Genomic DNA, 25,615 nt, shown 5'->3' with positions numbered 1-25,615 from the left:
ACCTTCTTGAATAATAGCTAGACGGTCTTCTGGACTGAATACTCTTCTTTCTCTTTTCATTTTCCCTAATTTAATTGGTTCTAAACTCTTTTTAAAATTTAGTCCAGTCTATTAGGGGGTTAGTACAAAAGTCTATAATTGGGTATATTAATTTAGAACAACTTATTGTCAATTAAAAAAATGAAGAAAATTTAAATATTAGAGGTATTTATTAAAATTACTGAAACATTTTTTGACTAATTCTAATATCTGCTACTTGATTTGCTACCATTGCCGTAAAATAAAAAAAACCACCTCGTATGAGGTGGTTTCTGTGGTCCCACTAGGATTCGAACCTAGGACCCCCTGCTTGTAAGGCAGGTGCTCTGAACCAGCTGAGCTATAAGACCCTTTCCGTTGAATTGGTTTGCAAATATCCGTGTTTTTTCTGCTTTTTGCAAGTCCTGTTCTGAAAAAAATATAGAAATTTTTCCTCTCCTTTATTATTTGTTGGCTATCTCGCAGAAAGCCAGCATCTTTGCAATCATAAAAATTATTACATGGAACACCTTTTTTCCCTCAACGGACTCTTTAGCTTATTAACCCTGACCTTTTTGGAAGTTGTACTGGGTATAGACAATATCATTTTCATCTCGCTCACCGCGCATAAATTACCTGAAGAACAACAAGCCAAAGCGCGTAACCTGGGTCTAATCCTTGCTATGGCATTCCGTGTGATGCTTTTATTAGGACTTTCTTACCTTATTTCTCTCCAAAAACCGTTCTGGCACTTTAGCTCGGATTGGCTCTCCATTGCCCCAACAGGTCAAGCAGTAATCCTGTTTGTCGGCGGACTTTTCCTACTCTATAAAGCCACCAATGAAATCTTCCAAAAGCTAGAAGGCGAAGAGCATCACGAAGGAGCCAAATCAAAAAGCGTTAAAGCTAAATTTGCCCAAGTCGTTACTCAAATCGCATTAATCGACTTAGTCTTTTCCATTGATTCCGTCCTGACGGCCATTGGTTTAACCAATGAAATATTCATCATGATTACCGCCGTAGTGATTTCCATCTTCATCATGATGGGCTTCTCAGGGCCCGTTGGTCGCTTCGTTAACCAACATCCATCTTTGCAAGTGCTAGGGCTGTCCTTCTTAATTATGATCGGTTTTATGCTAGTTGCCGAGGCCAGTCATGATTCGGAATTTATTATCCTAGGAAATAGCATCGGACAAATCCCGAAAGGCTATCTCTACTTTGCCATTGCTTTCTCACTTTTCGTGGAATTCATCAACATCAAAATGCGTAAGAAATCTACCAAGGCCGTGGAAATTCGGGATGTGAAGAACGAGGCAGGGGATAAGGGGATAATCTAGTGATTAGTTGTTAGTGATTAGTTGTTAGGGATTAGGGATAAGTTATTAAGGACTTAGATACAAGTTTCTAATTGCTTGATATTCAAAAAGTTACGAAGGTTCAATTCAAATAGTAATGGTTGGCTTCGAGAACCTCAGCCAACTTATCCACTTATTTTAAAATTAGTACTTATGTCTTAGCCCAGAAATTTACAGTTGGCTGAGGCTCTCGAAGCCAACATCATAAGTTGTTTGTTCTACTAAGTGTAATGTCGAATAGTCAATTTAAATCATTAAAATCCTTTTCAATTGACCCTTTACCTAGTTTTTGATTACTAAGGACTTTCTTTTTTTCTCCCAAAAAAGAAATACCTAGAAAATTTATGGAATTACAAATTCCAATGATCTATCATTCGACATGACCCTTCGGAACATGTCTAATAGCTATGTTAGAATTTACAGTTGGCTGAGGCTCTCGAAGCCAACTGCTAATTTACAAAATGCTATTTAACACCTAAACACTAATCCCTAACCTCTAATCACTATATTTCTACATTCTACATTACATAGGTTAATCCTACGAAAGATGGGAACGGAGCGAAAAGGAAATTGTGAATGATGAATGATAAATTAAAAATGGATATCGCACAACATGCTAATAACTAATCCCTAATAACTAACAACTTAGGATTAACCGCTTTCCAATAAGTTTTTTTGTTTCTTTTTTTATGAAAAAAAGAAAATCCACGTGATTTGATGAAAAGAAAGATGAATATTTAAATATTCTTTAAATCAATCACTTTATTTAAATAGCGCTTACCAAGGCATTTCTTTTTTTTCAAAAAAAAAGAAACAAAAAAAACCTTTTTTTTGTCGTCCAGCAAAGGCGAATTCTGCTACGCAGAACCGGGATTCACTTCGCTATCGCCTATACTTTTGACGCCGACGCGGCATCGCCCTTGCGCGTTGTCAAAACCTCGTCTACCGCTGCGTTCATTCCCTTTCGCTGGAGCTGAACGACGAGACCTGCTATTGATTAGAAATTACTTGGATAAATAGAATAGATTAATTATCAGATTCTTAGCACTAACTACTAAACACTAATCCCTTTATTTTAAGTTGAACGGTTAATCCCAACGAAAGATGGGAACGAAGCATGAGCGAAGCGGTAGGCGCATTTTTGACTCTTGCGTAGGGCGTAGCCAAGCGTCAAAAATTAAAGCCGTATGCGGAGTGAGCATCGGTTCCGCAAAGCGGAATTCGTCTTAGGATTAACCGTATTTACCTATAAGTTTTTTTGTTTTTTTTTCTCCAAAAAAAGAAATACCTGGAAAATGGTACTGAAGTAGTGTTCGATTAAAAGATTACAAATTGAATTTTAAAGGTTGGCTTCGAGAACCTCAGCCAACTCATCTACTTGAAGTAAATTGAGTAGTTGTGTCTTACTACAAAAATTAACAGTTGGCTGAGGCTCTCGAAGCCAACTGTTAATTTACAAAATGCTATTTAAGAGCTAAACACTAATCCCTAACCACTATTCACTATTTTGCTACATTCAAAGGTTAATCCCAACGAAAGGTTGGAACGAAGCGGTAGGCGCATTTTTCACTCTTGCGTAGGGCATAGCTAAGCGTCAAAAATTAAAGCCGTATCAAATGAATGATCTTCGGAATTACAAATTCCAATGATCTATCATTCGACATGACCCTTCGGAACATGTCGAATAGCACAATTTACAGTTGGCTGAGGCTCTCGAAGCCAACATCGTCTGAGACTCTCGAAGCCAACATTATTTAAAGAGCCTTACAGCCTTTTTATGAATGAGGGACTGATTATTTAACAGATTTGGCTACCGTCAATAACTCCTTAGCACCACCACGAGGCAAACCCAATACCTTCTTCTTTACCTTTCCCGAAGCATCCATGAACATCAAAGTTGGATAACCTTCTACTGGATACATATTGGCCAATTGCGGACCTTCACCCGCTTCCATGTCCACACCAATAGAAATGAACTTCGCATTCATGTATTCACCCAATTCTTTGTCTGGAAATACTTTGGTTTTCAATACCTTACATGGCCCACACCATGAAGTATAAGCATCAAAAAAGATTAATTTGTTCTCCTTCTTCGCCTTTGCTAATGCCTGCTTGAACGTTCCATGAAAAAATTCAATGCCATCACCATCTGCCGTTTTAGCAAAAGAAGCGAGTGAAATGGATAGTAAAAATGTTAGAGCTAAATATTTCATATTGTTTAAATGTAGAATGTAGAATGAAGAATGTAGAATGAAGAATGAAGAATGAAGAATCGGTTGTGCTTTAAGTTTACAATTGATAACGGATAAATAAGTTAAAAATTATATTTGAAGTAATTGCAGCAATGAAAAACTAGCATGATAACATTAAATTTCAAAATGTAAAATATAAAGTTTGAAACTCTACATACTTAATTCTACATTCTACATTCTTCATTCTTCATTCTTCATTCTTCATTCTACATTCTACATTCTTCATTCTTAATTATACGAGTTCAACATCACCGGCATCACCAATAACAATACATCCTCATTTTCATCTTGATCCGATGGAATGATTAAACCTGCCTTGTTCGGTTCGCTCAATTTAATGTCCACATATTTCGCACTTAAATTACCCAATAGCTCCGATATCAATTTGGCATTGAATCCAATCTCCATATCTTTTCCAGCATATTCGCATGCCAAGACCTCATTGGCCTCATTGGAATAATCTAAATCCTCTGCAGAAAGCGTTAATTTATTGGCACTTAATTTCAAGCGAATTTGATGCGTTGTCTTATTGGAATAAATCGAGATACGTTTCACCGAACTCAAAAACTCCATGCGGTTAATCGTCAAAATCTCATTGTTCTCCTTCGGAATCGCATTTTCGTATTCTGGGAAACGCTCGTCGATAATCCGACAAATCAAGGAGAAACTTTGGAAGGTAAAGAAGGCGTTCGACTGACTGAATTCTACTTTCACCGTGGTATCGTCCATCGGTAGGGTAGATTTCAATAAGGATAATGCTTTCTTAGGTAAAATTAAGCTGCTTTGAGCCTCTGGACGAATATCTGTTCTGCGGTAACGAACTAAACGGTGGCCGTCAGTAGCCACAAAATTGGTATGATCACCCATCATTTGAATCAAAACCCCTGTCATAGCCGGACGCATGTCATCATTAGAAACGGCCAACAAGGTATTAGCAATGGCTTCTCCCAAAACAGAAGAAGAAAGACTAATCGATTGATTTTTGGCTACTTCTGGAATACGTGGGAAGTCGATGGGATTTTCTCCGCTCAATTTAAAACGACCATTCTGTGTGGAAATTTCCGCCCCAAAGGTACCCTGATCTGCCATAATCGTAACAGGCTGCTCAGGTAGGCTACGAAGGGTTTCCAACAATAAACGTGCTGGTAGTGCAATAGATCCATTTTCTGAGCCTTCTACATCCAAGGTGGTGGTCATCACCGTTTGTAAATCAGATGCCGTTAAGGTCAATTGATTGCCCTCCAATTCCACTAAAATATTCTCTAAAATAGGAATGATTGGATTGCTCGCAACAACCCCATTGATGGCTGAGATTTGTTTCAGAAGAACACTAGAAGCTACATTAAATTTCATGTATAGGATGGTTTTAAGAGTATTTGTGATAAAGGCACCTGCAGGTGCATTCAAACCTTGAAGTTAAAATAATTTAGGTATTCTACCAAAGGTTTCAGGCATTGTATTTTTTCTTTCGGTAGACTATTACCAAAAGGCTGATAATTCCCGCAAAAGCGATGGGAATAGCCAAATTTATACCTTGCCAAAAGCTTTTGTCTTCCTTTACCTTGACTTTATCCAAGGGCCTCAAACGAACATTTTTATTTCGGGCCAATAAGGCTTGTTGATCATCCAATAAATAATGAAAAGCATTCAAAATAAAGTCTTTATTGGCAAAGGTATGTTTCGCGAAAGTATCAAATCCTAGCGGGAGTGGCGCCTTGGTACTAGGGTCCACTCCATTCAAAGGTATGTCCCCGTCGGCCACAATGATCAAAGCTCCCTTTTTATCAGATTGGGCTTGAAACGGTTTCGCTAATTTTTCGGTAGGTAAAATACGGTTGGTGAAGGCCGACTGAAATGCACCTTCCAGCATGTAAGAAATCACTTGCGATCCTCCCTGGTATTTAGCCGGGTCAAATTCTTTGCCAGAAGCTGAAAAGGGAAGGGTGGCAGGTGTTTTTTGAACTTGAGTATAAGGACTCGTTTTTAATAAAGCTGTCCGTTTTAAACGCTGGCCGCTTTGTACCGTATCCAAGCTAGAAACAAAATGCCCATACACCGCATCTAAGTTTTTAGTAATGACCGAATTCGGATTTCCATTCAACAAGGGGAATGCCGGCCAAGGCATTAATTCTAAATTAGCTTGGTTACCAAAGTTGCCCACCGCCAATGGAATGGCTCCACAGAGTTGCGCATCCTTCACCAAATTAGCGTTCAATCGGATGCCATATTGAAACAAAAGGTTTTGCAAACCTATCTCCTGGGGAGTCACAATTAAGCCTTGCCTCTCCAAGGTATCAATTCGAACTCCATCCAAAAAGAAAATGCCCTTTCCGCCCTGAACCAGAAATTGGTCTATTTTGTATTGATCTTCCATCGAGAATTTGATGGAAGGCTGTATCACACAAATGGCATCCAAGCCGTCAAGGGTCAAGGATTGTGATAAATCAACCGGATATAAATCGTAGGATTTTTTTAATTGAGCTATCAAATCCAGTTGTTTGATGGCGGGTACTTGACTATGATCTAAAAAGAAACCGATTTTTTTACGTTCTTGATTTTGTTGTACCTGCCTGATTCCCTGCATCAACTCGTACTCTAGGCCTTCAATCGACTGATTTAATACCTCTTGTGGACTAGTCAGCTTATTTCCTTTCAAAAGCAAAATGGCAGCTTGGCGGTCTGATTTCTCAATAACGATACCCGGAAATATCAATTGCTGTACTTGTTGGCCATCTTCCTGATTGACAACATTGGTAGGAGGGATGCCTAATGAATCTAAATAAAATATGAGAGCTTGTCGATCTTTCTCCTTCGGATAGGTTTTATAGACGTCTATTTGCTCTATATCGATGCGCTGCGGGCTTTGTGCGCGAACATCATCAAGTAGCTCCATCAATGCTTTTTCTAGCCTTCTAAAGCCGCCTGGAAGATTACGCCCACCCAAATATACTTTGATGGCGATTGGGCCATCCAAGGATTGCAATACGGATATGGAGGATTCACTCAAGGTGAATTTCTTTTCTTCACTTAAATCCCAACGTAAACGAAGCTGTGGACTAATGATCATGAGTAAAAAACCCAATCCGATCAAGATGGCCCATAAGCTGTTTTTTGTCAGTTTCATGTAGATAAAATTGGTTTCAAACAAGAAAAGCATTCTTTGCAGAATGCTTTTCAAAGATAAAAGATATTTTGATTAATAGAATTTGTAACGCTTATCTACAATCTTCGCATTTTCTTTAATGGCTTCATTGATGTAGTAAGAAGTACGTTGTATACCCATCGACTGAATCTGAGTTTTATACGTGGTATAATCCGCCAAAGCTGGAGCAGCTACAGCAGCCGTTTTTTCTGCAATGTAAACCCCATTGTCTCCTACGAATACTTGACTTCTTTTCCCAGTTTTTAAACCTGCAATTTTACCTAGAGCTATCGCATCTGGACCAGCAGTATTTAACATACCCGTAGATAAAGTAACATCAGCTACATTCTCTACCAAGGCACCAGCACCATATTTCTGAGCAATTTGCTCTAAGCTACCTTTGATAGTGCTCAATTTCGCAGCAATTTTTTCACCTTTCAGTTCAGCACGAACCAAGTTGGTAATACCTTCACGGTAATCGTCCACTTTAACATTGTCTTTATCTGTTTTACCAGTTAAATAAGCCACAATGTATTGATTGTCTTGTTCAAATACTTTTTTAGAACCATCACCGATCGAAGTACCTTCATCAAAAGCCCAACGCACAATTTCACGAGCATTCGTTAGGTTATTGATGCTAGTCGCATTTTCTAACAAGCGCTCAGCACGCATCATGATGATGTTTTTATCTTTTTTCAAAGCTGCCTCAAACGCGCCTAAAGTTCCATTGGCATTGGCAAATGCATCGGCTTGTGTATAAACACGGTCTAAAGTAGCTTGTGAAGGAGCAATGGTCTTGTTGATAGCAGCTAAACGGTAAGCTGTATTGGTTTTCGCATCAGTAATTTTAACGATATGGTATCCAAATTCAGTTTCAACCACACCCGGCATTAAACCAGCACCGTTAAATCCGAAAACAGCTTTTTCGAAGGCTTTGGTCATAGCACCATTGTTTTTGAAATATCCTAGGTCACCACCATTTTGTGCAGTACCATCCATTCCGTTCAATTGCGCCAAGGTTTCAAAGCTTGCACCACCTTTGATTTGAGTCAAGATGCTTTCTGCTCTTTGTTTTGCTTGTGCCTTAGCAGAATCTGTTTTATTAGCCGGAGCAATCAAGATATGGCTGGCACGAACAGTGAACAAGCTATCTTTTTTAACACCGCCGTATTTGTAAATAGAATAAGTCAATCCGTTTTTGAATGGGCCATAAATACCACCCACTTGGAAAGTACCTAATTGAGATTTAACCGCTTCTGGAATTTCAGAGTAAGCCAATAAATAAGGTGTGCGCACATCGGAATTCAACATGGCAAAAGCTGAATCATTCGGTGCAACAGCTAAGTCTTTCGCTAACTTCTTGATTTGGTTGTAAAACTCAACCGTATCTTGTGCCGTAGGCACAACTGGGAAAGTAGCATATTGGATGGAACGTGAGTTAACCCCTTTGAAACGATCTTTGTGTTTAGCTAAATATTCTTCCAATTGTGCATCACTCACCTTGATAGTAGAATCAGGAATAGAGAAGAAAGGCACGTATAAGAAGCGAGCTGAAAATTTAGCATTTTGAGATTGGTATTCTTTTTGTGCTTCAGCCGTGTTTACGTATGTAGATAAACGGATAAGGTTTTCATATTTTGAACGAATACGATCTTGAGCAATGGATTTCTCAAAACTAGCCCAGCCTTGTTGCTGCTGTGCAGGCATTGTCTTTAAGTTTTTCAAAAACTGAATCACAAAAATCTTATCAAACTGACCTGTTTGTGGATTTGTGAATTGCTGACGAACAGATGGGTGGATATTATTTCCTTGAACCATGTCAATCAATTCTTCGGAAGAAACTTTTAGACCTAAGGCATCAAACTCTTTTTTGTAAGCAATATCCAAAATGTATTGATTCCAAACTTGATCACGTATCATAGTGGCTTCTTGCTCACCTGGACCTTTTCCTGTTTGTGCCGTGTAATTGGCTGTAGCCTCTTCTACCTTCTTTTGAAATTCAGGTAATAAAATGCTTTCACCGGCAATTACCCCTACTTCTTGGTTGTTGGAGCCAAATAAAGACGATCTTCCTTGGAAAATATCACTACCGATGAGAAATAAAATTAAACTGATGGCGATTGCTGCTGCCGCGATTCCCGATTTCTCTCTAATTTTTGTAATTAATGCCATTGATAATGTATAATAAGTTGTTTAATGTCTTTTTTAATAGCCTTAGCCTTTCACAAAAGAAACGCAAAATAATCACATTTCTAATGAAAAAGCAAACCTTTGTCAGAATGTAACTCCGAAATTTAAGCTTTCAGGACTTGGGTCAAACTTTCTAAAAACTGATCAGCCACCTTTTGGTCAATAGCTAAACTTGGTAATAAGCGCAATGTATGCTTTCCAGCGTATCCACAGAAGATATGGTGATCAAATAATAAAGCATCACGAATGGGTCCAACGGGCGCTTCGAATTCTATTCCAATCATCAAACCTTTTCCTCTTACTTCTTTGACCGCGGTGAATTGACTTAATTGATCGATCAAATATTGACCCACTTTAGCGGCGTTTTCAATTAAATTTTCCTCTTTGATGATATCCAAAACCGCATTTCCTGCTGCACAAGCCATGTGATTACCTCCAAAAGTGGTACCCAAAAGGCCATAGCTGGCTTTAATGTGCGGTGCTATTAATACCCCACCCATAGGAAAACCATTTCCCATGCCTTTGGCGGTTGTCATCATGTCTGGTTGAATACCGGCATACTGATGGGAGAAGAATTTACCTGAACGGCCGTATCCGCATTGTACAGAATCCAATATTAATTGAGCTCCCGTTTCATCACAACGTTTTCTAAGGGCTTTCAAAAATTCCGTTTCAGCTACTTGAATACCACCTACGCCCTGTATTCCTTCCACGATCACCGCCGCTGTTTCTTCAGTAATTCCCTCATCTAAACCTTCTAATTGATTGAGAGGAAGGAAACTCACATGAGAGGTGTCATTGATGGGTGCTACTATGCTTGGGTTGTCGGTCACAGCCACTGCACCAGCTGTACGTCCATGGAACGCATTTTTAAATGCCACCACTTTTTTGCGTCCCGTATGAAAGGATGCCAATTTTAAGGCATTTTCATTGGATTCAGCCCCTGAATTGGTTAAAAACAATTGATAATCAGGGTAACCTGATAATTTCCCTAGCTTTTCTGCTAGCTCTTCCTGACCTGGAATGATCACAGAATTGGAATAAAATCCTATGTTCTGCAATTGTTCCGTCAATTTGGCCACATAATAGGGATGAGAATGTCCGATGGAAATAACGGCGTGGCCCCCGTATAAATCGATATATGTTTGACCCTTTTTATCCCATAAAATGACTCCTTGTGCTTTTACAAGTTCAATTGGATAAAGTGGATATACGTCAAATAAATTCATGATATGCGTAATTTTTGAATGAAAATCTAGCTATTAAATACTAATTAAAAACCAATGGCTTTTAATCGTAGACCTTCATCTTCTTTCCATCCGAGCATGATGTTCATGTTTTGCACGGCTTGACCAGAGGCTCCTTTGATTAAATTATCGATAATGGAAGTAATCAATAATTGTCCTTGGTGGATTTCAAGGTGCAACAAACATTTATTGGTATTCACCACTTGCTTTAAATCAATGCTGGCTTTAGAGACGAAGACAAAGGGTAAGGACTCATAGTAATCGTTATATAATTCCAAGGCCTCTTCCAGAGTACCTGTGTATGGAGTATATACATTGGCCATGATTCCCCGGGAGAAATTTCCTCGATAAGGGACGAAATGGATCAAAGGGGCCTTGTTACCAAAGGCTAAGGTTTGACCAATTTCTGCCAGATGTTGATGGGTGAAAGCTTTGTAAATACTAATATTATTATTTCTCCAAGAAAAATGACTGGTGCTGGATAAGGATTGTCCGGCTCCAGTACTACCTGTGATGGCTGAAACATGCACATCGCCAGTAATTTTTCCTGCAGCTGCCAAAGGCAAAAGAGCTAATTCAATGGATGTGGCAAAACATCCTGGATTCGCAATTTTTTGAGCCGTTTGAATTTTGGCTTTTTGAAATTCGGGAAGACCATAAACAAAGCCATCCGATTCATCCCGGTAGTCGGTACTTAAATCAATGATTTTTGTATGCCAAGGAATGTCATTTGCCTCTAGAAATTTTTTGGATTCTCCGTGACCCGAGCAAAGAAAGAGTACATCCACGGGTTTTAAGGTATCCGTGAATTTGGCATAAGTACTACCCAATAAATCTGTGTGTACATCAGAAACCAATTTCCCAGCTTGTGAATTAGATAATATACAAGTCAATTCCACATCAGGATGATTGACTAAAATCCGTAATAATTCACCTCCGGTGTATCCTGCTGCGCCTACTATTCCTATTTTAGCCATACTATTGTTCGTTTACCTTCCGGTGTATCATGGTTTGGTTGGAGACGATTTTAGAGAAACCTCTTACATCATCGCCCGTCCAAGCTTTATTCATTTCTCCATAGGCTCCAAAAACAGAGGACATCAAATCGTATTTCGATTCAATACCTAGGATGTGGAATTGATATGGGTTTAATTGTACATGAACAGTTCCTGTTACATTGCTTTGGGTATCTGCCAAGAATGTTTCAAAGTTGCGCATGACAGGCTCTAGAAACTGGCCTTCGTGCAACAAGGTTCCGTACATATCACCAATGTTTTGTTTCCAATACAATTGATGTTTGGTCAAAATATGTTTTTCTAAACTATGGTGTGCCTTGATGATAATTAAAGGAGCAGGAGCTTCAAATCCCACACGACCTTTGATACCAATAATGGTGTCTCCTACGTGGATATCTCTTCCAATGGCAAAAGCACCCGCTAATTCTGTTAATTCGCGGATGGCAGCTACTTTAGATGCGGATTTTTTTCCATTGATACCAACTAATTCTCCTTGTTCAAATTCCAAAGTAATTTTCTCTGGACTAGTTTTGGTCAATTGAGTAGGCCAAGCTTCTTCCGGTAAATATCCATCAGAAGTTAATGTTTCTTTTCCGCCCACCGAAGTACCCCAAAGGCCTTTATTGATGGAATAAGCGGCTTTATGCCATTCTTGAACGACACCTTTAGATTTTAAAAAGTCGATCTCAGCTTCACGTGAAAGTTGTAAATCACGAATTGGCGTAATGACTTCACATTCAGGAGCTAAGATGCGGAATACCACATCAAATCGAACCTGGTCATTTCCTGCCCCTGTACTTCCATGAGCGATGGCCTTGGCACCTAATTTTTCAGCATATTTTGCCACAGCCGTGGCTTGAAATACACGTTCAGCAGATACAGAAAGCGGATAAGTATTATTTTTCAAAACATTGCCATAAACCAAATAACGTAGGCAATCTTGATAATAAGAATCCACCACGTCCAAAGTAACGTGTGAGCTAACTCCTAAAGCATAGGCTTTGGCTTCAATGGCTTTTAATTCTTCCGGAGAAAAACCACCTGTATCTACCAATGCCGAGTGCACTTCCATGCCACGCTCTTCGGTTAAATATTTGACACAAAATGAGGTATCTAATCCTCCACTAAAGGCTAAAATTACTTTCGGCTTGCTCATGTTTATTTGGATTTCCCCTTTTTCTTAAAGGGCATTAATAATTTTTCTTTGATCTTTTTCAATTTGCTGAAATCAGCAATGTTTTTGAGGAATAACCATTTTTCCTCTGAATCGCCTATAGACTTCTTTGCTGCATTGGGATCATAAATCATCCCAGTGCAAAGGCAAATTTTTCGCTCAGTCCGAGTTAAAATATCATAGTTGACACAAGATTCGCAGCCTTTCCAGAAATTATCATCTACTGGTAATTCAGAAAAAGTAGTGGGTTCATATCCCAAGTCCGAGTTGATCTTCATCACGGCTAGGGAAGTGGTGATACCTATGATTTTGGCGTCGGGATAGCGGGTTCTAGATAATTCGAAGGCCTTAGCTTTTACGGCTTTGGCTACTCCATATTGCCGATAAGAAGGATTAACGATTAATCCCGAGTTAGCAACAAACTTTCCATGTTGCCAGGTTTCTATATAACAAAAGCCCACAAATCCACCGGTGACGTCATCAGTGGCGATGATGGCCTTACCTTCCGACATTTTCTCTTGCAGGTATTCAGGCGTTCTTTTGGCAATACCCGTTCCACGAGCTTTTGCCGATTCTGCCATTTCGTGGCAAATAGACTCTGCTAGGCCAAAATGGGCTTGACTAGCAACTTGAACAGTATAAGAATTCATTCAGTAACGACGATAAAAATTAAACAATAGCATTCTTCGGGTCCCTAGGGGATCATACCCTAAAGATGTATCGTCGCCTTCGTCGGATAGGAGATGTAAGATGTACGAATAATAATTTTATCTGCATTCTTTTTGTAAACCCAGGTAGTTCGTCCTAAGTTTGTCCTAATTAGCTCGCAATTTCAGAAATTCAACGGGGAAATGCGAATAATCTCCAAATTATTTCATGGAAGAGGTTAAACTATTATCAGTCGAACAATTAATTTATGCCTATGCCAAAGGGGTTTTTCCCATGGCAGATGAGGGTGAAATACATTGGTATAGTCCAGATCCCAGAGCTATCATCCCGATTGATACCTATAAACCTGCCCAATCTTTGCGCTCCATAATAAATAAACATATATTTGAAATACGCGTGGATACGCAATTTGAAGCAGTTATGCGGTTTTGTGCTGCACCTAGGTCTACTGACTCTGAAACTTGGATTTCGGAGGAAATTATTCAAGCTTATACCGAGTTAAATCGGAGGGGTTTTGCTCATTCTGTGGAGGCATATCAAGATGGGGAATTGGTAGGGGGCTTGTATGGAGTAGCTTTGGGTGGGGCCTATTTTGGGGAATCCATGTTTAGTTTAGTATCAAATTCATCCAAGGTAGCCTTTCATTACCTAATGGTTTTATTGCGCGAGAAAGGATATTCTTTATTGGATACCCAATTTATGAATGACAATGTGCTACGTTATGGAGCCATTGAAATCAGTCGGAGGGAATATAAAAGTCGATTAGCCAAGGCCTTAAAAAAGACCTGCCATTTTCAATTGCCCGGAATGGATTATTGAACTAGGTACTATTTTGCTTGCTGGGTCAATCCTTTCATGACTAAAATACAAACTAAGAGCATAGTGATGGTGACTAAAACCAAGCCCATGGTTATGACAGATTCTATGAATGGCCCTTGTTCCCTTCCTCCAGCAATGGGTAATAATTTTCCTGCTCCTGTCGCTGCTGCTAGACCGATACTTAGAAAATTGAGGTAGGTTCCTACCACGGCCAACTGAAAAGTTAATTTTAACCAAAGAGTTGATAAATTCAGTCGGTGCCAAATTAGTCCTAAAATAACTAAAAACATGCCATTCATAACTCCTTCTAAATGAGAGGATAAGCCTAATCTAGGTTTGGCAAGTATTGGGATGAGTAATCCTATCACCAATCCTAAAAAGAACAAGAAAATGCCCAAAAATATGAGCTTGTCGGCCTGCTGTTTGTGTAATGTGGTATTTTCCATATGCCTGATAATGAGTAGGTTGAATCATATTTGAGTAATTTAAGTGGCTTTTTGAAAATTTCAAAATCATAGAAAGTTTTCTTTTTATAAAGCAATTCTCCATTCTCCATTCTACATTCTTCATTCTACATTCTCCACTCTCCATTCTCCATTCTACATTCCAAGAATGAATTCTATTGCTTAAATTGCAGGAATATCGATTGATTATGTCAAAACCCATCCTAGTAATAAAATTTGGATCGTCCTCAATCACCCATGCTAATGGGGAGGTAAACGAGCAAACCTTAGAGAAAATAGCCTCGCAAGTCGCTCAATTACAGCCTAATTACCATATTGTATTGGTATCGAGTGGGGCTGTGGCAGCAGGTAAATCAGTCTTTAAAAATTACAAGGGAAGTTTGTCGGAACGTAAAGCCGCAGCCGCCGTGGGAAATCCCATTTTGATAGCGAAATACAATCATTATTTTCAGAAATACGGTATTTCTATTGCTCAAAGTCTTTGCGAACGTCATCATTTTTCGCAGAGAGGTCAATTTTTACAATTAAAAGAAACCTACCAGGAGCTTTGGAAAAATGGAGTTATACCCATTGCCAATGAAAATGACGTAGTGAGTAATGTAGAGTTGAAATTTTCCGACAATGATGAATTAGCTACTTTGATAGCTACAGGTTTTGGAGCTTCTAAACTATTGATTTCCACCTCAGTTGGAGGGCTTTTGGATGGAGCAGGAAATATCATCAGGTATGTTAAAGAGATTGATTCTGAGGTATTAAGTGTGGTAAGTACGGATAAATCTAGCTCTGGTTTAGGAGGAATGATTTCCAAATTGACATTCACTCGTATGGCAACACGGCTCGGAATTAAGGTGGTGATATTTGGCCTTGATCAAAAGGAGGGAATAGTGGATGCCTTGCACGAAAAAATAGGGACAGTTTTTGAAGCTCAGGAAGCTACTTTGAATTCTCGGCAAAAGTGGTTGGCAACAGGTTCTTTGATTCGTGGTAAAGCGGTATTGGATAAGGGTGCAGTAAAAGCTATATCTCAAAGAAAAAGTTTGCTTTCTGTGGGCGTAGTTGAGTTTTTAGGTGATTTTGAAAAAGGGGAGGTCATCGAATTATTGGATGTTTCCAAAACGCCTGTGGCCATCGCTAGGGCCCGTTGTGCTAAATCTGAATTGCTAGCAGCTACATCTAGTTTAGAAGTAGCACATGCAGATGATATTGTGCTTTGGTAAAGGAGTCAGCCTTTTATTTTTTTATTTTATACCTAAAATCACACCGCTCAGCACCTTGGGCAATCGTACCTTGTCGGATCATTTCTAATCCAGCTAAACTAGTAGTCAAGTGGTCAACCTCGCATAAAATGGAGGTAAACCGAGCATAATTATGTTTTTGAAATTGCTTGCAAATACCGCATTGTAGGATGTCAATGCCATAGCCTAAGCCATGCGTAGATGCTTTATCCGTCACTATTCGAGCAATAAATCCATCAGGATGTCCCGATTTTTCAGCTTCTTTTTTTAAGTTTTGAATTAATAGTCGTCCCAACCAAGTTCCTATGAAGCGAGATGGCCAGGTTTTGATCAATCGTTGAAATCTATTTTTAGGCTGAACAAAATCATTGGCTACTTCTAAACATACTTGTCTAATCTGTTCATAACTTTCCCCTTTCTCATCTAGACTTTGAATCATGGCTAAAAAGTAGGCACTGAAAGATAATCTTTTGTCGATGGGATTTTGAGAGTCAGCTAAGCTAGCATCGTAAATCTGGGGATAAAGGACATCCATTTTGAAAATGATTTCAATGGCCGTCAAGGGATAATGTTTGACTAATGTGGGCAGAAAATAGGTATGAAATTTTTTCATGGGAAGGATTATTTTCAAAAAATCAGTGAAAAGAACGATGGATTATATAGCTAGTACCTACCTTTTTTAATTATCAATTTCTTGGACAATTTATTGAATTTTAATCCGTTAACGCAACGCTGGCAAGGTTTCGAACCTTGACAGCGTTAAAAATGCGTTAACATTTTATTTGTGTTTTACCTTGGCTATCCTGAGCAGTTTCTAGAAATTCGTTAACATCTCCTTTGACCGGATCTGTTAATACTTGATTTTTAAATGGCATGGTATAGTAGATTTTGAACGTTTTAATACAATAGTTAGAAAATTATTTAATTATTTAAATATTTTCAAAAAAACAAAAAAAATGGTTAGTTATTCGACTCGCTGAGCCGCCCATAACTAACCAATTCATATGGAAATAATATGTAGTTTTTAGGCGATCACAACCGCTTCTCCACTTTCTACATCTTGTTCCACTGTCTTATATTTGACATTTTCCTTCAAGGAACCATCGCGATACTGAACAGTGACTCTTTGATTTCGGTCAGCAATTTTAATAGCCTGACGCGGAGCAATTCTCTCTTCGCTCCTCGAAGAAGGGTCATGGTATTCTTGCTGTTCTTCACCTTGTCCTCCGGCTAAACCGCCCAACAAGGAAGAAATAGCTTCATCTTTGCTTAATTGCAATTTCGGGGCCTTCTCTTTTTTAACTTGTTGTGCTTGGTTTGTTTGTTGAATTTCAGGTATTTCTGCTTTTAATACAAAACTGATGGTGTCTACATTTACTCTTGACACAAAGCGTTGGAATAGATTTACGGCTTCAAATTTGTAAATCAACAATGGATCTTTTTGCTCGAATACGGCATTTTGAACGGACTGCTTTAAATCATCCATTTCACGTAAATGCTCTTTCCATTCTTGGTCAATCAATGTCAAAGTGATGAATTTCTCCATTTCTTTGACTACTTCTTTTCCTTGCGAATCAATGGTCTTTTGCGCATCAACCACAACACCCGTTACCCAATTTCCATTGGTAATAGGAACCTGAATGCCGGAATATCCTTGACGCAAAGCTTCTTGAGCTACTTGAATAACTTGCTGAGCTATACCTTCATTTTTACTCTTATAATGATCTTCTGCAGCCAAGAATAAACGCTCAATCTTCACCTCAGGAGATAAACGGTTGAAGTCTTCTTCCACAAATGGTGGCTCAATGCCCAATAATTCGATAACCTTCAATTCCAATTCAGCATAGCTTGAATATTGACCCACCAAATCTTGGCATACATCAAACATCGTATTGATGATATCCAAAGATAAACGTTCTCCTAAAAGGGCATTTTGTCGACGTTTATAAATGGCATTTCTTTGGTAGTTCATGACGTCATCGTATTCCAATAATCGTTTACGAATACCAAAGTTATTTTCTTCTACTTTCTTTTGTGCTCTTTCAATGGAAGAGGTAATCATGGAATGTTGAATAACTTCTCCTTCATCCATACCCAAACGATCCATCACCTTAGCGATACGGTCAGAACCGAACAAACGCATTAAATTATCTTCCAAAGAAACAAAGAACTGAGATGATCCCACGTCTCCTTGACGACCCGCACGACCACGTAACTGTCTATCGACACGTCTTGATTCATGTCTTTCAGTACCAATAATGGCCAAACCACCAGCAGCTTTTGATTCCGGACTTAACTTAATGTCTGTACCACGTCCCGCCATGTTTGTCGCAATGGTTACCTTACCCGATTGACCAGCTTCGGCTACAATCTCTGCTTCACGTGCATGTTGCTTCGCATTCAATACATTGTGAGGAATCTTACGAATCGTCAATAAACGGCTAATTAATTCTGAGTTTTCTACTGAAGTCGTACCCACTAAAACAGGTCGGCCTTGGTTCACTAACTCTTGAATTTCTTCGGCTACAGCATTGTATTTTTCACGAACCGTACGATATACTTTGTCTTCCGCGTCTTTTCTTTGAATAGGACGGTTGGTTGGAATAGAAACGACGTCCAATTTGTAAATCGTCCAAAACTCACCAGCCTCCGTTTCGGCTGTTCCGGTCATACCACCTAATTTGTGGTACATACGGAAATAATTTTGCAAGGTGATGGTGGCATAAGTTTGGGAAGCATCCTCCACATTAACGCCTTCCTTCGCTTCGATCGCTTGGTGTAAACCATCCGAATAACGGCGTCCTTCCATCACACGACCAGTCTGCTCATCCACAATTTTCACTTTGCCGTCTACTATGATGTATTCCGTATCCTTCTCAAACAATGCATATGCCTTTAACAATTGATTGACCGTATGTATTCGGCTGGCTTTATCATTGTATTCACGAATCAATTGTTCTTTTTGAGATAAACGGTCAGCATCTGACAGCTCTTTATTTTTCTCAATTTTATTAAGGTCAATGGATAAATCTGGAAGTACGAAGAAGTTTGGATCTTCGGTATTACCACTCATGAATTCCAATCCTTTTTCGGTTAATTCTACTTGGTTATTTTTTTCTTCAATGGTAAATAACAAAGGAGAATCTGCTTGTGGCATTAATTTTTGGTTTTCTGCCAAATAAATGGATTCCGTTTCATGTAAAATTTGCTTATTTCCAGATTCCGATAAAAACTTAATCAATGGTTTGGATTTAGGTAAACCACGGAAAGCCCTAAATAATGCTAATCCACCCTCTTTTTTATCGCCTGCCGCAATCTGTTTCTTGGCTTCAACTAAAAAGTTTTGTACTAATTGCTTTTGAGCTTCAACAAGCTTTTGAACTCGAGGATTGAAGACATCAAATTCTTGCTCATCTCCACGAGGAATAGGGCCAGAAATAATCAATGGGGTTCTTGCATCGTCAATTAAAACGGAGTCAACCTCATCCACCATAGCAAAATGATGCGGTCTTTGAACTTGGTCCTCTAGGCTACGAGCCATATTGTCGCGCAAATAATCAAAGCCAAATTCATTGTTAGTACCATAGGTGATATCCGCTGCATAGGCATTTCTACGCTCTTCGGTATTGGGTTCATGCTTATCAATGCAATCTACTCGTAACCCATGGAATTCAAATAAAGGCGCATTCCATTCCGAGTCACGTTTAGCTAAATAATCATTGACAGTAACAATATGTACACCTCGGCCAGCTAAAGCATTTAAATAAGTGGGAAGGGTAGAAACCAACGTTTTACCTTCTCCTGTGCCCATTTCAGAGATTTTTCCTTGGTGCAATACAATACCTCCAATCAATTGGACATCGTAATGTATCATGTCCCAAGTAATGGTATTTCCTGCGGCATCCCAGGTATTTGACCAGATGGCTTTATCGCCATCTATGGTTACATTGGATTTCTTGGAAGCAATGAATTTATCTTCAATACTGGCTTGAACCACCAATTGTTTATGCTCGGTAAAGCGACGAGCCGTTTCTTTAACTACGGCAAATGCTTCTGGTAGAATTTCATTCAAAATGACTTCTAATTGCTTATTGCGTTCCAGATTTAATTTATCAATCTCTTGGAAAAACTTCTCTTTGGCATCTATGTCCTCGGTGGCTTGACCCTGTGCATGTAAGCTATCTATTTGAGCATCTATATCAGCTAAAAATGCTTGAATACGAGCTTTAAAATCATAGGATTTTTGACGCAATTCATCGTCTGAGATGGAACTCAAGCGAGCGTACTCTTCTTTTATTTTGTCGACAATCGGCATCAAGGCTTTGATGTCTCTTTCCGACTTGGTTCCAAATATTTTGGTTACTGTTTTGCTGAAGATGGATAACATTGTATAGAATGTGTGCCTACCTAGGCCATTTTAAAATTGAATATGCAATTTACCAATTAATCTCTAAAATCTCTAAATTCTCCAGGATTGGGCTAGAGTAAATCACTTTCAGAACTTTTGGAATATATATTGTGCTAATTGATTGACCAAAAATAGATGATGCGACATGTTAATCTTTAAACTTTATGGTCATGGTGGTATCTGGTTTGGAAAAACGGGTAACGACCACATTCAAGGATCCAGACTCTTTTTTAAGTCGCTGCGGAACAGCTACTTGATCGAAAAATACAGGATCGGCCAAATGTAAATCTAATTTTCTACGTGTCCCGTCTTTTTGCTTCACAACCAAGATGTAATGTATTTCGTTTGGGTTAGTGGCATCCGTATACTTTTTACGAATAGACCCTTCCAAAGCTAAATCGCGAAGTTCAATTGGTGAATCATACATTTTTTCTGCCCAAAGGTTAGGCAAAAAAAGTTGGGCCAATAATCCTAAAGTTCCAACGATGAATACAAGTTTGGTGAAATTTTTTCCTCCCCAATCCACCGATTCTCCTGAACCTGAATTGCCACCAACCATATTGCCGAACAAGGGCATTTTTAATTTTTTTCGAGGAGCTCTTCTGGGTGGGGTATAAGCTTGTGACATAGGAAAAGGGATAATTCTCGCAAATCAAGTGATTTTTTTTGGTTTCTACGGTTAATTTTTTTGATCCGTTCCAAAATATTTTATCAGTAAACTTCAGTAAAACGGAATACCCCCAGGAGAAGTTCCCAGATTTCTTGAAAATAGAAAAATGACAAGTTAATTTATCAATTATTTGATAATTAAGTTTGATTGCTTTATTATTACAGTCTACTTTAAACTTATTAACGGCTGTATTTCAATGGCTTTTGTGAAATACATTTAAACACATGGACACCATGTTAACTTGGAATACCACCCATGTTTCCCATTTATTATCCCGCGTATTGTTCGGCTATTCTAAAACGGATTTAGAGCGAGCTATGGGTTATGGCAATTTTAATGATTTGCTAGACCTAGCTATTTTAAAGGATATTCCACTTCCTTCCCCACCTGATACTTGGGTGGATTTAACTCCTGAGCAAGCTCAATTGGATAGGAATCAGGCTGGTCCTTGGTTTTTGCAGTTGACGAAATGGTGGTACAGCCGTATGCATAAAGAATCACTCAGCATGCAGGAAAAAATGGTTTTATTCTTACATAACCATTTTTCCAACGAGAGGCAAAAAGTAAATTATCCTCAATATGCTTACAAGCAAAATCAGCTTTTTAGAAAATATGCCTTTGGGGATTTTAAGCAATTAGTGAAAGATATTAGTATTGATCCATCCATGCTCATCTATTTGGATGGTAATAATAGTAGGGGGACTTCTCCCAACGAGAATTATGCCCGGGAAGTAATGGAATTATTTACGCTAGGGATTGGTAACTATACTGAGAATGACATCAAGCAAGCAGCCAAAGTATTTTCAGGATGGCAAGTAAGGGGATTGGTTTCGGTTTTTGATGCAACAAGGTGGTACCGAGAAACTAGTCTTACGGTTTTAGGTAAAACTGCCCGATTTGATAATAATGGCCTGATTGATCATATTTTTACACTAACAGCAGCAGCCGAATTCATAAGTCGGAAGATTTACAAGGAATTCGTTTATTACAAGCCAGATGAGGTGTTTGTAAAAAAAATGGCTGCGGTTTTAAGGCAAAACAATTTTGAGTTAAAGCCCTTATTGAAATTCATATTTACTTCAGAGGAGTTTTATAAACCAGAAATTATAGCAGCTAAAATTAAGAGCCCAACGGAGTTGATCGTAGGGGCAGCTAAGCAATTGGAATTGAAAAACCCAGATTTACAGAACTGGTATGATATGGCAATCATCCTTCAAATGCAGTTGTTTCAGCCACCTGATGTTTCGGGTTGGGAAGGCCAGCGCGATTGGATCAGCTCAACAACCTATTCCTACCGATCAGGGTTTACGGATTCACTTTTAAGTGGGAAAAGGTATAATGGGGCTACGGTCACGGGAAAATTAGATCCCATAGCTTTTGCTAGGTTATCTTCCAATGCTGAAAAACCCAAGGAATTTGTGGATGAAATGGTCAAATTATTCATTCGCTTCCCCTTAACTGAAGCTAGAAAGGCATTTTTACTGGAAGTCCTTTTGGATGGCACTATTGCAGCCAATTGGTCCACGTATACACCCAATGCAGATGCGAGGATTAATAAATTTTTGAAAGCAATGATGCGTTTACCTGAATATCAATTGGCATAAAATGAAAAAAGAAATTAGCCGCCAAAAGTTTTTGCGTCAAATGGCCTTGCTTAGTGGTGGGGTGACCTGGGGTATGGGTTCCATTTCAGGGAAAGCATTTGGAGCCATTCCCTATGCAAGTTCGGCAAGAGGGAAGGTTTTGATTATTATTCAACTCAATGGAGGTAATGATGGATTAAATACCATAATACCTGCTGAGGACGATAATTATTTTTCTAAGAGGCCAGATATTTCCATTAAAAGGGCTGATGCTCTTCCGCTTTCCAATGGCATGTACATGAATCCTGCCATGACCAGCATGAAGGCTTTGTACGATAAAGGACTGGTATCCATTGCGCAGAGCGTTGGGTATGCTAATCCTAATCGATCTCACTTTAGAGCTACGGATATTTGGAATACAGGTTCCGATGCCGCGACCGTATGGGATGAGGGCTGGGCAGGCCGTTTTTTAGAAATGCAATACCCCAACTATCCCATTCAATTGCCTAAGGATCCCATGGCAATACAACTTGGGTCTGTGGAATCACTCTTATTTCAAACGGATGTGGGAAGGGTTGGGACCGTATTTGAAGATCCCAATTTATTTTACCAATTAGTTTCTGGCACCTTAGCTGATGCTGAATTACCACCTGCTACCCTTGCCGGTGACGAGTTGGCTTTTCTAAAGCAAATCGCGAGTTCATCCATACAATATTCCACCGTTATTCGGGACGCAGCCAATAAGGCAAAAAATACTTACACTTACCCCAATTCAAATTTAGCTAGACAATTAAGTATCATCGCTAGATTAGTGGCTGGAGGATTGGAGACACCGGTTTACCTAGCTAATATTGGCGGATTTGATACCCATGCGAATCAAAAAAACCAGCATGCCAACTTATGGAAAACCATTTCAGAGGCGGTTTCAGCTTTTCAGTATGATATGACCAACCAAGGTTTAGCAGATTCCGTCAGCATCATGACTTTTTCAGAGTTTGGAAGGAGAGTAAATCAAAATGGTACACAAGGAACAGATCATGGAACGGCAGCACCTATGCTGTTTATTGGAAATTCCGTTCGTGGAGGCTTAATTGGAGCCAATCCTAATTTAACTAATTTGGATAATAATGGCGATTTACGCTATAATTTCGATTATCGTCAGATTTATAGTACGGTCCTTCGCGATCATCTAGGATTAGATGCCTATAAGACGCAGGAGCTTTTCAAACAGACATTTGAGCGTGTACCTATTTATAAAAATTCTCCAGATGTCTTACCAGATACTTTGGGAATGGAGTTGAATTCTCCTATGCCTAATCCTGTGACTGATTTTACTACCGTCCAATATGCCGTATATAAACCAGCTTTAGACATCAAAATTAGTCTCTATGATATACAAGGACAGGAGATCAAGACTATTTATCAAGGTACGCGGACAAAAGGGACTTATCAGTTGACTTTGAGCGCATTAGGTCTTTCTCCGGGCATTTACTTGGTACATATGTCTAGTACATCAGGGCTTTCGATGCACAAAAGGATGATTGTTCAGTAAGGGGGTAATTTTAATACAAGCCATAAATTTGTATATTCGTAGCGCCTTTTACTGCAACATTTGAGGGGGTATCAACGTTTTATGATCTAACTAGCAGCATCATCTATGATCAGACTCTTCAGCTTTTGTATTTTGATTTCTCTTTTGGCATCCACCTCCGTGCAGGCACAATTTTGGTTTTTGGGTCAAAATAGCAAAAAAGCAGCTCCTAAAAGTCCATTTAAAGCTCACTCATCTTTTGGTTTTGGTGCCGGATCCTCTACTTACCTTGGCGATATTTCACCAGCTATGACCTTACTGGATGTAGGAGGTAAAACCTTGCGTTGGAATGCCGGGTTACAATATACCCGTCATTTTAAAAAGCATTTTAGTATCCAAGGAAGCTTTACCTATATCCGCATTGCTGCTGATGATAATTATTTTGATCCAGCTGGTCGATTCGAACCAAGTTATACCAGAAACTTGCATTTTAGAACGGATATGCAGGAATTATCTCTGATAGGTATTTATGAAATTCTAGGAAACGAGGAAAACTTGCCCAAGCGCAGAACTTTGTCACCTTATTTATATGCAGGGCTATCTGGGGTGTATTTTAACCCAACCACGAGAAGGCCTGCAACGCATGAGACAAATTTTTTAACTACAGTTCCACCTGTTCAGCAGGATTGGAATACCGATTTACAATCTTTGCAAACCGAAGGTGTCGATTACTCTAAAATTACAGGTGCTGTACCTTTTGGTTTTGGAATTCGTTACAAACTCAATCAATCCTTTGATATTGGATTTGATTTTGGATATCGTATTGCGTTTTCTGATTATTTGGACGATGTATCCGATAACCGTGTGAATGTTCCTGCTGTAACTTCATTGATTACTGACCGTTCAACAGAATGGTTCGCGGCTAATACTTTGGCAGATCGTAGACCCAACTTACTCACGGGTTCAGGTAATCCCCCTTTAGTCGCCAAAGGTTCTGACCAGTATTTTACTACCCAAATTCGCTTGATTTATCATTTAAAAAATAAGATTGATTGTCCTCCACTGCCACGATAGTACCCTCCAACATATACAAGGCCAGTTTTTTGTGTCTTCTTGTTTTCTTTTTAGCTCAATCTACGGATCTAAAAGCTCAAAGGTGGGCATGGGGTGCAGGTTTTGGTGCTACTGCATATAAAGGGGAATTAGCCGATTGGGGATATCGACCTAGCGTGGCTGAGTTAAAGGAAACTTTGCCTGCCATGCACTTATTTGTTTCTTATCAAGAAAGGCATGCTTTTTCCTATCGTTTTCAAATGATGGTGAGTCGGCTTCAAGGTAATATTGCCAATAGGCCCAGTACATTTTTTCCCGTGGGAACTCCTCCAACCGTGATAACTCCTAATGGAAAAGTTGCCGATGCTTCCATTTTTGCCACTTCAATCACGGAATTTTCTGGTATCGTAGATTATAATTTTTTGGATTATGAAATTGATCCTAGACATGTTAATTGGACCCCCTATTTCTATGGTGGATTGGCAGCAGTATTTGCTAGTCCAGATAAAATTGATGCCTTTTTAACTCCCGCCATTCCATTTGGAATTGGGGTCAAGTTTCAAATCAATAAAAATTGGGGGATTCGTGGGGAGCTGGGTAGTAGAAAAGTGTTTACTGATAAATTAGACCAAGTTGCCTCACACAATGGAAGTATGGAAAGCTTTACCCTAGACGGTGGAGACCAATATTTACATCTCGGTTTTTCTGTTACTTATACTATTCAATCCATCTTTTGTCCCAAAGTTTATTGATTGCTCCGTGCATTTTGAATAGGTGTTCAAATTAGCT

The 25,615-nt window shown here is 39.1% G+C and carries 19 protein-coding genes and 1 tRNA gene; 7 read left to right on the top strand and 13 right to left on the bottom strand.

Going from position 1 to position 25,615, the window contains the following annotated elements; all coding sequences use genetic code 11:
- Positions 1 to 314: 314 nt before the first annotated feature.
- Positions 315 to 389, bottom strand: a tRNA-Val gene (locus ACST15_RS11330).
- A gap of 150 nt (positions 390 to 539) precedes the next feature.
- On the opposite strand from ACST15_RS11330, the gene ACST15_RS11325 reads away from it, so the two are divergent.
- Entirely contained in the window at positions 540 to 1,355 is an 816-nt protein-coding gene (locus tag ACST15_RS11325; RefSeq protein WP_459454766.1) for a TerC family protein, read from the top strand.
- 1,811 nt (positions 1,356 to 3,166) lie between these two features.
- On the opposite strand, the gene ACST15_RS11320 is transcribed toward ACST15_RS11325, so the two are convergent.
- The 8 genes from ACST15_RS11320 to ACST15_RS11285 all read right to left on the bottom strand — a co-directional run bounded on the left by ACST15_RS11320 (position 3,167) and on the right by ACST15_RS11285 (position 13,044).
- On the bottom strand, positions 3,167 to 3,586 hold the full coding sequence (locus ACST15_RS11320; RefSeq protein ID WP_459454765.1) for a thioredoxin family protein: 420 nt from the start codon (positions 3,584 to 3,586) through the stop codon (positions 3,167 to 3,169).
- Positions 3,587 to 3,853: 267 nt separating this feature from the next.
- Positions 3,854 to 4,978 (bottom strand): DNA polymerase III subunit beta, encoded by a 1,125-nt coding sequence (gene dnaN, locus ACST15_RS11315; RefSeq protein WP_459454764.1) that lies wholly within the window; start codon positions 4,976 to 4,978, stop codon positions 3,854 to 3,856.
- A gap of 94 nt (positions 4,979 to 5,072) precedes the next feature.
- Positions 5,073 to 6,749 carry a gliding motility-associated ABC transporter substrate-binding protein GldG gene (gene gldG, locus ACST15_RS11310; protein WP_459454763.1) on the bottom strand — a complete coding sequence of 559 codons (1,677 nt, stop codon included), beginning with the start codon at positions 6,747 to 6,749 and terminating at the stop codon, positions 5,073 to 5,075.
- A 72-nt stretch (positions 6,750 to 6,821) separates the two neighbouring features.
- Positions 6,822 to 8,939, bottom strand: coding sequence for a peptidylprolyl isomerase (locus tag ACST15_RS11305; protein ID WP_459454762.1), 2,118 nt, complete (start codon positions 8,937 to 8,939; stop codon positions 6,822 to 6,824).
- A 122-nt stretch (positions 8,940 to 9,061) separates the two neighbouring features.
- Positions 9,062 to 10,189: an aspartate aminotransferase family protein gene (locus ACST15_RS11300; protein WP_459454770.1), complete on the bottom strand. Its 1,128-nt coding sequence runs from the start codon at positions 10,187 to 10,189 to the stop codon at positions 9,062 to 9,064.
- A gap of 41 nt (positions 10,190 to 10,230) precedes the next feature.
- Positions 10,231 to 11,181, bottom strand: a complete 951-nt coding sequence (gene argC, locus ACST15_RS11295; RefSeq protein WP_459454761.1) for an N-acetyl-gamma-glutamyl-phosphate reductase — start codon at positions 11,179 to 11,181, stop codon at positions 10,231 to 10,233.
- Between the two features lies 1 nt (position 11,182).
- The gene (gene argG, locus ACST15_RS11290; RefSeq protein ID WP_459454760.1) at positions 11,183 to 12,376 is read right to left on the bottom strand and encodes an argininosuccinate synthase; all 1,194 of its coding nucleotides are present in this window, start codon (positions 12,374 to 12,376) and stop codon (positions 11,183 to 11,185) included.
- Positions 12,377 to 12,378: 2 nt separating this feature from the next.
- Entirely contained in the window at positions 12,379 to 13,044 is a 666-nt protein-coding gene (locus ACST15_RS11285) for a GNAT family N-acetyltransferase (protein WP_459454759.1), read from the bottom strand.
- Positions 13,045 to 13,270: 226 nt separating this feature from the next.
- Here ACST15_RS11285 and aat point away from each other — a divergent pair, with 226 nt between their 5' ends.
- Positions 13,271 to 13,882 carry a leucyl/phenylalanyl-tRNA--protein transferase gene (gene aat / locus ACST15_RS11280; protein ID WP_459454758.1) on the top strand — a complete coding sequence of 204 codons (612 nt, stop codon included), beginning with the start codon at positions 13,271 to 13,273 and terminating at the stop codon, positions 13,880 to 13,882.
- An 8-nt stretch (positions 13,883 to 13,890) separates the two neighbouring features.
- On the opposite strand, the gene ACST15_RS11275 is transcribed toward aat, so the two are convergent.
- The gene (locus ACST15_RS11275; protein WP_459454757.1) at positions 13,891 to 14,328 is read right to left on the bottom strand and encodes a hydrogenase; all 438 of its coding nucleotides are present in this window, start codon (positions 14,326 to 14,328) and stop codon (positions 13,891 to 13,893) included.
- 206 nt (positions 14,329 to 14,534) lie between these two features.
- Here ACST15_RS11275 and proB point away from each other — a divergent pair, with 206 nt between their 5' ends.
- A complete protein-coding gene (gene proB, locus ACST15_RS11270; RefSeq protein WP_459454756.1) occupies positions 14,535 to 15,563 on the top strand; it encodes a glutamate 5-kinase in 1,029 nt (342 codons plus the stop codon).
- Between the two features lie 13 nt (positions 15,564 to 15,576).
- Here the strand turns inward: proB and ACST15_RS11265 are convergent, their stop codons facing one another.
- The 3 genes from ACST15_RS11265 to ACST15_RS11255 all read right to left on the bottom strand — a co-directional run bounded on the left by ACST15_RS11265 (position 15,577) and on the right by ACST15_RS11255 (position 20,617).
- Positions 15,577 to 16,194 (bottom strand): L-2-amino-thiazoline-4-carboxylic acid hydrolase, encoded by a 618-nt coding sequence (locus ACST15_RS11265; protein WP_459454755.1) that lies wholly within the window; start codon positions 16,192 to 16,194, stop codon positions 15,577 to 15,579.
- A 411-nt stretch (positions 16,195 to 16,605) separates the two neighbouring features.
- Positions 16,606 to 19,968: a preprotein translocase subunit SecA gene (secA, locus tag ACST15_RS11260; RefSeq protein ID WP_459454754.1), complete on the bottom strand. Its 3,363-nt coding sequence runs from the start codon at positions 19,966 to 19,968 to the stop codon at positions 16,606 to 16,608.
- Between the two features lie 169 nt (positions 19,969 to 20,137).
- Positions 20,138 to 20,617: a hypothetical protein gene (locus ACST15_RS11255; protein ID WP_459454753.1), complete on the bottom strand. Its 480-nt coding sequence runs from the start codon at positions 20,615 to 20,617 to the stop codon at positions 20,138 to 20,140.
- Between the two features lie 266 nt (positions 20,618 to 20,883).
- Here ACST15_RS11255 and ACST15_RS11250 point away from each other — a divergent pair, with 266 nt between their 5' ends.
- From ACST15_RS11250 to ACST15_RS11235, 4 genes are all read left to right on the top strand, one after another.
- The gene (locus ACST15_RS11250; protein ID WP_459454752.1) at positions 20,884 to 22,263 is read left to right on the top strand and encodes a DUF1800 domain-containing protein; all 1,380 of its coding nucleotides are present in this window, start codon (positions 20,884 to 20,886) and stop codon (positions 22,261 to 22,263) included.
- Between the two features lies 1 nt (position 22,264).
- The gene (locus ACST15_RS11245; RefSeq protein WP_459454751.1) at positions 22,265 to 23,794 is read left to right on the top strand and encodes a DUF1501 domain-containing protein; all 1,530 of its coding nucleotides are present in this window, start codon (positions 22,265 to 22,267) and stop codon (positions 23,792 to 23,794) included.
- Positions 23,795 to 23,899: 105 nt separating this feature from the next.
- Positions 23,900 to 24,847 (top strand): DUF6089 family protein, encoded by a 948-nt coding sequence (locus tag ACST15_RS11240; protein WP_459454750.1) that lies wholly within the window; start codon positions 23,900 to 23,902, stop codon positions 24,845 to 24,847.
- Positions 24,826 to 25,578, top strand: a complete 753-nt coding sequence (locus ACST15_RS11235; protein WP_459454749.1) for a DUF6089 family protein — start codon at positions 24,826 to 24,828, stop codon at positions 25,576 to 25,578. The genes ACST15_RS11240 and ACST15_RS11235 overlap by 22 nt, the downstream gene beginning before the upstream one ends.
- Positions 25,579 to 25,615: the final 37 nt, after the last annotated feature.

It is taken from the genome of Aquirufa sp. Wall-65K1, assembly GCF_054558475.1.
Note: the sequence above shows the minus strand (reverse complement) of the source record. Positions and strands in the feature narration are given on the sequence as shown.